This is a genomic window from Streptomyces fuscigenes (genome assembly GCF_021556455.1).
Taxonomy (GTDB): Bacteria; Actinomycetota; Actinomycetes; order Streptomycetales; family Streptomycetaceae; genus Streptomyces; species Streptomyces fuscigenes.
The window spans coordinates 24,121-30,353 of record NZ_JAKGCV010000023.1 but is presented as its reverse complement, the minus strand read 5'-3'; the positions used below and the strand labels follow the sequence as shown (position 1 = coordinate 30,353).

The following is a 6,233-nucleotide window of genomic DNA, read 5'->3' as shown; positions in this document are numbered from 1 at the left end:
CCCTCCGTAGGAGCGCGTGTGTCGCGCGTGGCTCCGCCGCGCGGGTCCTCGTCCCCGCCCGGGTCCACCCGTACCGCCCAGGCGTCGCCGCAGCTGGTCTCGCCGCTGATCGGCCGGGTGAGGCCCGACGCGACGGACGCGCCGTGCCGCGCCGCCCGCGGGTCGGCGGCCTGCCCGCGCGGCCAGAACTGGGCCGCGAGGACGGTGCCCCGGCCGGGGACGGAGTGGATGTCGAACGCGTCGGCGAGCCGCGCCAGCGCGCCCAGGCCGATGCCGAGGGTGCCGGCCGTGGACGTGCCGTCCGTCAGCGCCTCGGCGACGTCGGCCATGCCGGGTCCCGTGTCCACGGTGACGCACTCGACGCCGGCGGCGCTCGGCGTGCGCAGGACGCGCAGCAGCAGCGCGCCGTCGGTGGCGTGCCGGTGCAGGTTGGTCGCGGCCTCGGTCACCGCGATCGCCACCTCGGAGGCGCGGTGGCTGTCGAGGCCGATGCGGCGCGCGAGGGTGGCGGCGGCCCCGCGGGCCGCGGCGGGCAGGCCGACGTCGTCGCGGAGCCACGCCACGTCCTCGTGGTCGAAGACCTGGAGGGCCGTCATCGCGCCCACTTGACGATGGTGACGGTGGTGCCCCGGCCGACCTCGGTGTCCAGGACGAAGTCGTCGACGAGCCGGCGCGCGCCGCTCAGGCCGAGGCCCAGGCCGCCGCCGGAGGTCCAGCCGTCGGTCATCGCCAGGTCGATGTCGGGGATTCCGGGGCCGGAGTCCTCGAAGACGGCGGCGACCCCGCGTCGCCCCTCCCTCTCGACCAGGCCCGAGCGCAGCTCCCCGCCGCCGCCGTACACGAGGGTGTTGCGGGCGAGTTCGCTCGCGGCCGTGATGAACTTCGTCTGGTCCACCAGCGAGAGCCGGCACCGCTGGGCGAGCGTACGGACCTGCTGCCGTGCCCGGACGACGTCGTCGTTGTGGGCGATGTTCTGCGTCTGCGGTTCCTCGTCCGCCGCCCAGGCCGCGGTCACCGTGGATCAGCGCCGCTGGCGGACCGGCGCAGCAGCGCGAGGCCCTTCTCCAGGTCGAGCGCCGTGCGCACGCCGCCCAGGGACAGCCCGAGTTCGACGAGCGTGATGGCCACGGCGGGACGCATGCCCACGACCACGGTCTCCGCGTCGAGGAGCCGGGAGATGGAGGCGATCGTCGCCAGCATGCGGCCGACGAACGAGTCCACGATCTCCACGGCGGTGATGTCGATGACGACGCCGCGTGCGGCGCGCGTGACGATCTGGTCGGCCAGGTCCTCCTGGAGGTTCAGCACGGCCTGGTCCTCCAGGTCCACCTGGATGGAGACGAGGAGGATGTCGCCTATCCGCAGGACGGGGACGCGTTCGCTCATCGCTGATCACCCCCGCGCGTCACCAGGTCGACACCCGACCTGGTGAGCGCGAGCTTGAGGGCGTCCGCGAGGGTCGCCTTCGTCACGATGTCGCCGAACTCGATCCCGAGCGCCACGATGGTCTGCGCGATCTGCGGGCGGATGCCGGAGACCGTGCAGTCGGCGCCCATCAGCCGGGCGGCCACGATCGTCTTGAGCAGGTGCTGGGCGACCTGCGTGTCGACCGCGGGCACCCCGGTGATGTCGATGATCGCCTGCTCGGAACCGGTCTCCACCAGCGCCTGCAGCAGCTTCTCCATCACCACCTGCGTACGGGCGGAGTCCAGCGTCCCCACGAGGGGCACGGCGACGACGCCGTCCCAGAGCTTCACGACCGGGGTCGACAGCTCCATGAGCTGGACGGCCTGAGCGCTGATGATCTCCTCGCGGGCGCGCGCGTACGTCTCCAGGGTGAAGAGGGCGAGGTCGTCGAGCAGCCGGCCCAGTTCCAGGTACGCGGCGACGTCCGCCGCGGAGCCCCCGTTCAGCGCGGGCTCCAGGACCCGCTTCAGGGCCAGCACGCTGATCGCGGTCTCGGTGGGCGTGAAGCCCTGGCGTGCCCGGTTGCGCGACAGCTCGGTCAGCAGGGCCCGCGTCTCGGACATCTCCTGGCTCTGGGCATCGGTGCCGCCCGCACGCAGCGCCTCCACCAGCGCTCCGTACAGCTCGTGCAGTTCACGGCCGACCTCGGCCTTGCTGATCCTCCCCTTGAGCGACCCGACCACGCTGTCGATCCACTGGTCGGCGAGGCTGCCCTCGTCGGCCGACAGCAGCCCCACCAGACCGGACCCGGTCCCCTGCTTCGCCATCACCGATACCCCTTAAAGGTAAGAAGTTGAAAATCAAAATAGTGAAGAAGGCAACACTGCGCCGAAGCGTACGTCATGGCCCGGGCGGGTGGTCGGGGCGGTGCGCGGTCCGTCGGGACGCGGAGGGCCGGGGCGTCGCGCGGGCGGGGTGCGGAGGACCGGCCGGGGCGGGGCGTACGACAGGACACGGAGGGGGGCGCGCACGTCGAGACGGGAGGACCGGCCGGGGCGGTGGCTCGTGCGGACGTGAGATCTCTCATGCGGCGGGCGGGCGCCACCGGGGCGACCGCGGGCGGTCAGAGGCCCGGTGCGCCCCAGACGGGGAACCAGCGGGCGAGGTCGGGCTCGATCCGCAGATCGCTCCCGAGGAGGGCCGCGACCTGGAGTTCACGCTGGTTGTCGCGCTTCTCGGCGCCGCCGGGCACGGGCGCGAACGGGTAGAAGGTGCCCCGCTTGAAGAGGTAGACGAGCGACAGGGGACGCCCCTCGGCGTCCCGGAAGCCGATCAGGGAGCAGAGCAGCTGGGGCCCGAACCCGCCGTCCTGGAGGAGGGTGTTGACCGCGTGCAGGTCGGTGACCAGGGCCGCCGTGTCGTCGGCCGGGCGGCGCGCGAGCAGCCAGGTGTAGCCGAAATCGTCCGTGCTGAATTCCACCGGCCGCCCGTCGCCTCCGGCCGTGGCGGCGTCGAGGAGTTCCCCGATGTCCTGCCGGACGCGAGCGAAGCTCCCGCCTTCCGCCCCGGCGAAGCAGACCGACCCGAGGCCGGTCGGCTCCAGGCCGGCGTCCGCCCGCAGGGTGAGCGCCGCCGACGGGACGGCGAAGAGCTGGTCGAGGTCGGGGCGTACCGGTTTGTCACGGCCGAGGACGGTGTCGAGGAAGCCCATCGGGCCACCTCCTCCCTGGAAGGATCCGGCGGTTTCCCGGCGCTGCGGGCGCGGTCCAGGGGCTTCGCGGCCCGGCGGGCGGCGCGGTGCGGCGGCCCCCCGGCGCCGCGGCCCGTACGGTCGCGCGGCCTGCGGACACCGCGGGCCCCTCGCCGGCCGCACGATCCTCGCCGGCCCCGGTCACGGGCGCCCCATCTCGGCCGAGATGCGGGCGAGCTGCTCCAGCCGCTGCTCCAGTGTGGGGTGCGAGGCGAACAGGTGGCCCAGGCTGTTCTTCGACGCGAAGGCGGGCACGAAGAAGAACGCGTTGTAGGGCTCCGCCCGCCGCAGGTCCCGCGTGGGGATCCGCGCCATCTGGCCGTCCACCTTGGTGAGCGCGGAGGCGAGCGCCGAGGGGCGGCCCGTCAGTTGCGCGGCGGCGCGGTCCGCGGCGAGCTCGCGGTAGCGCGAGAGCAGGCGCGTCAGCAGGAAGCCGATCACGTACACCACGGCGCTCACGAGCGGGACCAGCAGGATCAGGAGCCCGGCGGGGCCCGCGTTCGAGGCGCTCCTGGTGAGCCCGCTGAACAGGGCCACCCGCGTGATGACGCCGGCGAGCACACCGAGGAAGGAGGCGATGGTCATGACGGCGACGTCGCGGTGTGCCACATGCGACATCTCGTGCGCGAGGACGCCTTCCAGCTCCTGCGGTTCGAGGCGGCGCAGCAGGCCCGTCGTGACGCACAGGAGCGAGCTGCGCCTGCCGCGGCCGGTGGCGAAGGCGTTCGGCATGTCGCCGCGCGCGACGGCGACCCGGGGCTTGGGCATGTCGGCCAGCGCGCAGAGCCGGTCGACGGCTGCGTGCAGCTCGGGGGCCTGTTCGGGGGTGACCTCGCGCGCCCCCATGCCGAAGGCCGCGATCTTGTCGCTGAACCAGAACTGCGCGACGAACAGCGCCCCGACGACGATCACGATGACGACCCAGAAATGCCCGAGGACGGCCAGCAGGACCCCGACGAGGACCACGTACAGGAGGCCGATGAGGAACATGGAGGTGACCATGCGTGTGGTCAGCCCCCGGTCCTGCCGGTAGCGGCTCCGTTCCATGAGGCGCCTCCCTCGCTGCCCGATATGCCTACATAGTGCTCCTTTCCACTTCTGAACGTAATAAAGAGGGCATATGGAATCGGTCGCGGGGCGGGCGCACCCCGGGGACGCCGCCGCACCGCCGAAGGCCGTACCGCGGAAGGCCGCACCGCGGAACGCGGGGCGCGAAGGCGGGCGCGGACCACGGGGCGCGGAAGGCCCGGCGCGCGGCTCGTGTCACGTGCCGGGCTGCCCGGCCGGGTCGTCGGGCCCGGCCGTGTGCTGCGGATGACCGGGCGTGCGGCGGCTCTCCTTCATCTCGGCCTCGAAGAGGTGGTCCCGCCCCTGGGCGAGGTCGTCGCGCGCCTGCCGTTCGAGCGCGCGGAACGGCTCGTAGTAGGTGGCGTTGTAGGCCTCGACGATCTGGAAGGTCCAGTGGCCGGGGATGACGTTGCGGCCGACGATCTCCCGCTGGACGCGGTCGGCCCACTCGCCGTGGCCCGCGTCGCGCAACTGCTCCACCGCGGTGTCCAGCTCCAGGTCGGCGCCGCCGGTCAACTGGTGGAACGAGTACAGGTGTCCCCGGGCACGCTCGACCGTCTCCAGGGCCTTGGACAGGGAGCCGAGGGCCTCCACCGTCGCGTCGCTCATGCCCTTGGGCCGCCGGTGCGCGCGGTCGGGGCCGCCGTCGTCGTTCATGCCCAGGAGCGTTTCCCGAAGCCGGCACTTCTATCACGCGGGAGACGACGGCGACCCGGTCGGCGGACGGCTCACCCGGGGGCCCCGCCCGCGGGCGGGGCCCCCGGGTGAGCCGGCGCCCGGGGCCGCCGGCCAGGTGCCGCGGCGCGCCGCCGGTCAGCCGGCGAGCCGGGGGTAGTCGGTGAATCCGCGGTGGTCGCCCCCGTAGAACGTGGCCTCGTCGGCCGCCGTGTACGGGCCCCCGGCGTGGACGCGGGCCGGAAGGTCCGGGTTGGCCAGGAACAGCGCGCCGAGCGAGACGGCGTCGGCCAGGCCCGCGTCCAGGACCTCCTGCCCGGCGGCGACGGACGCGGGGAAGGCGTCCGGTGCGCTGTGCGGATTGACGATCAGGTTGCCCTTCCACAGCTGCCGCACGAGGGTGGTGAGCGGGCGGGCGACGATCTCGCACGTCTCCAGGAAGGCCAGGTTCGGCAGCGCCGGGACGAGCTTCGAGTAGATCGCCTCGGAGTCCCCCTCGGCGATGTCGTTGAAGGGATTGGCGGGCGAGATGCGCAGCGCGGTGCGCTCGTTGCCGATGGTGGCCGCGACGGCCTCGACGACCTCCAGCGTGAAGCGGACGCGGTTTTCGACCGTGCCGCCGTAGCCGTCCGTGCGCCGGTTGGTGTTCCGCGCGAGGAACTGGTGCGGCAGGAAGCCGTTGCCGGCGTGGATCTGCACGCCGTCGAAGCCCGCCTCGACGGCGGCACGCGCCGAGGCCGCGTAGTCCTCGATCGTCGCGGTGATCTCGGCGAGCGTCAGCGCGCGGGGCTCCAGGTAGTCCTTGGGTCCCTCGGGCGTGAACGTCTGCCCCGCCGGAGTGATCGCGGAGGGTGCGACGGAGCGGTGGCCGTCCGCGTACAGCAGGGGGTGGCCGATGCGGCCGGCGTGCATCAGCTGGACGACGATCCTGCCGCCCTCCGCGTGCACCCGGTCCGTCACGGCGCGCCAGGCCGTCACGTGCTCGGGTGTGTACATGCCGGGCGTGTCGAGGAAGCCCTGGCCGACCGCCGACGGCTGGGTCCCCTCGGTGATGATGAGTCCGGCGGTGGCGCGCTGCGCGTAGTACTCGGCCATCAGCTCCGTGGCCTCGCCGCCGGGCCTGGCCCTGTTGCGTGTCATCGGCGCCATCACCAGCCGGTTGGACAGTGCGATCTTGCCGAAGACGGCGGGGTCGAACAGCGAGGTCATCGGTTTCCCTCTCGGTCATACGGGTGGTCGGCCTTGCGGGAGGCGCCGCGGGGCGCCCGGTTGTGGGTCCTGCCGTGCGGCGCCGGGAGAGCGCCGCACGGCAGGAAGGGACGTGCCGCACCGG

Annotated in this window: 8 protein-coding genes; all 8 read right to left on the bottom strand. The window is 73.3% G+C overall.

Annotated elements, in window-relative coordinates:
• Nucleotides 1–596 (bottom strand): ATP-binding protein (locus tag L1885_RS04915; protein WP_268983629.1); only part of this gene is annotated, 596 nt, incomplete at its 3' end.
• Complete coding sequence (locus tag L1885_RS04910; protein ID WP_235795720.1) at nt 593–1,015, bottom strand: ATP-binding protein; 423 nt, start codon at nt 1,013–1,015, stop codon at nt 593–595. The genes L1885_RS04915 and L1885_RS04910, both read right to left, overlap by 4 nt.
• Nucleotides 1,012–1,386: an STAS domain-containing protein gene (locus L1885_RS04905; protein WP_235795719.1), complete on the bottom strand. Its 375-nt coding sequence runs from the start codon at nt 1,384–1,386 to the stop codon at nt 1,012–1,014. The genes L1885_RS04910 and L1885_RS04905 overlap by 4 nt, the downstream gene beginning before the upstream one ends.
• Complete coding sequence (locus tag L1885_RS04900) at nt 1,383–2,234, bottom strand: STAS domain-containing protein (protein ID WP_235795718.1); 852 nt, start codon at nt 2,232–2,234, stop codon at nt 1,383–1,385. Before L1885_RS04900 ends, L1885_RS04905 begins: the two co-directional genes overlap by 4 nt.
• Before the next feature lie 296 nt (nt 2,235–2,530).
• Nucleotides 2,531–3,118 carry a PspA-associated protein PspAB gene (gene pspAB, locus L1885_RS04895; RefSeq protein WP_235795717.1) on the bottom strand — a complete coding sequence of 196 codons (588 nt, stop codon included), beginning with the start codon at nt 3,116–3,118 and terminating at the stop codon, nt 2,531–2,533.
• A gap of 180 nt (nt 3,119–3,298) precedes the next feature.
• A complete protein-coding gene (gene htpX / locus L1885_RS04890) occupies nt 3,299–4,204 on the bottom strand; it encodes a zinc metalloprotease HtpX (protein ID WP_235795716.1) in 906 nt (301 codons plus the stop codon).
• A gap of 216 nt (nt 4,205–4,420) precedes the next feature.
• Nucleotides 4,421–4,882 (bottom strand): hypothetical protein, encoded by a 462-nt coding sequence (locus tag L1885_RS04885; RefSeq protein ID WP_235795715.1) that lies wholly within the window; start codon nt 4,880–4,882, stop codon nt 4,421–4,423.
• Nucleotides 4,883–5,038: 156 nt separating this feature from the next.
• On the bottom strand, nt 5,039–6,109 hold the full coding sequence (locus tag L1885_RS04880) for an alkene reductase (protein ID WP_235795714.1): 1,071 nt from the start codon (nt 6,107–6,109) through the stop codon (nt 5,039–5,041).
• Nucleotides 6,110–6,233: the final 124 nt, after the last annotated feature.